The organism is Frischella sp. Ac48 (assembly GCF_019641635.1).
Taxonomy (GTDB): Bacteria; Pseudomonadota; Gammaproteobacteria; order Enterobacterales; family Orbaceae; genus Frischella; species Frischella japonica.
Genome location: NZ_JAETXP010000031.1, coordinates 1 through 1,709, shown reverse-complemented (window position 1 = coordinate 1,709; position 1,709 = coordinate 1). Strand labels below are relative to the sequence as shown.

The 1,709-nt window shown below is 32.2% G+C and carries 1 protein-coding gene; it reads left to right on the top strand.

The genetic code is table 11. The annotated features are described in order from the left end of the window. Positions 1-475: 475 nt before the first annotated feature. A partial coding sequence (locus JMI89_RS11735; protein ID WP_220680175.1) for a hypothetical protein occupies positions 476-1,709 on the top strand: 1,234 nt, incomplete at its 3' end.

Here is a 1,709-nt window from a genome sequence, read left to right as displayed (position 1 = left end):
TTTTACTTTATATTACAATCAATTCATTAAAACAATAAACCTTGATTAAGCTTTAATCAACCACTCCATTTTTTTCTATCAATTGTATCTAACATCGAAACGCCAATCATCAAGGTTTTGCGTGCTCATAATGCTCAGTTCTTATTCATTGGCTATGAGCTGAGAATTATGAAACTAGTGGTTTATTTTATGAAAATTCACTAGCAAAACGGTTCGGATATTTATCCTGCTCATTAACGTCTAGCACAATTAATAAGCTCGTGGAAAGGTTTGCTAAAAAAAGATAAAGCAAAGGTTATAAAATTGATTATAAAAATACAAAAAGGTAATTTCCTTAACTAGGTAATCGTTATATTTAATTATTGATTAATGACGATGGGATACCTTATACTGTGTATAAACCATAATAGGTTTAGAAATTATAAAACAATTAAAAAAATAATCATTACCAAATAATAATAAAAAGGAATTTTATATGTTCAAATTCACTTGCCTTTTTCAAAAGAAAAAACTATTACTATTTAATTTAAGCCTGCTCTTCTTTACCAATGAAGCCACATCAATTTCTACCACTTCTTCTAAAAACATTGAAGGCTCTAAGCCTTATCTAATTTTTGATGGGCAACAATCGAGCGATCTATCCCCCTTATTAACAGTCAAATTGCCCGCTCCTGATGGTATTACTACTATTACTAAAAATACTAATTCCAGTGCTAACGACCCAATAATATTAGCCAGCAACACTAAATTTTCAGATATAGAAACTTTTGTAAAACTACCCTCTGAAAATAACACATACCCTAAAATTCAATTGAGTAATGTCCTTGCAAATTCGTGGGGCGACGAAGACGGAGATGAGGTAAACTTTGCAAGCAATAATGAATCTTTAACGTTATCTTGGTCCGATAATGAGGGGAATAGTCTGACAGAGGAAATAAAAAATAACCAGAATATGGAATTAGATCCTTGTTATGCGCCATATAAATTAACATTATCTGCAGACCAATTCACACTTCGTACAGATTATGGCGTTCCTAGAGATTCTAATTATCAATCTGTCGCACATGATTATTATTTTTATCCAGAAATTTCTTCAGGCGCTAAATTTTGTTATGCGCAACCAAATCTTGATAATCAGGATAATTTCGATACGAACAGTTGGAAAAAAAACATAGGCTTTGTCACTTATGATAAAAACAACCCAGAAAAAAATTTTCCAACACTCGGTTCGAATAATTTATTTTTTGATATAAAATTTGTCGGCTTGACTGTTGACGATATTATTCGTAACAATGGTACTAACGTCACACCTATCAGCGGAAATGGCATAAGTCTAGCCTTAAGTAAAAAGGATGGAAAATTAAGAGTGACTTTAAAAGGACCTAGATATAATACCTTCTTAACTGACTTTAAAAATTCACATTTTGTATTATACGCTGACAAAAATCAAACCAAACCATTTTACTCATTCATTATAAAGCGCTGGTTTATTGCCTACCCTTATACGCCTATCTCTTATGAACTCATTGATGAAAAGCGTTGTTATGAAAAATTATCTACTCAAAACACCAAGTATTTTGTGCCAAATGTATTAGATTTTACAAACGCTGACAGTGGGAATGGTGAGCCTTCCGAATGGCAACATGGTATTCAAGGGGTTGGTCCCAATTACCAAAGAAAGATTAGCTTTCAACGAGAAAGAGGTCTAT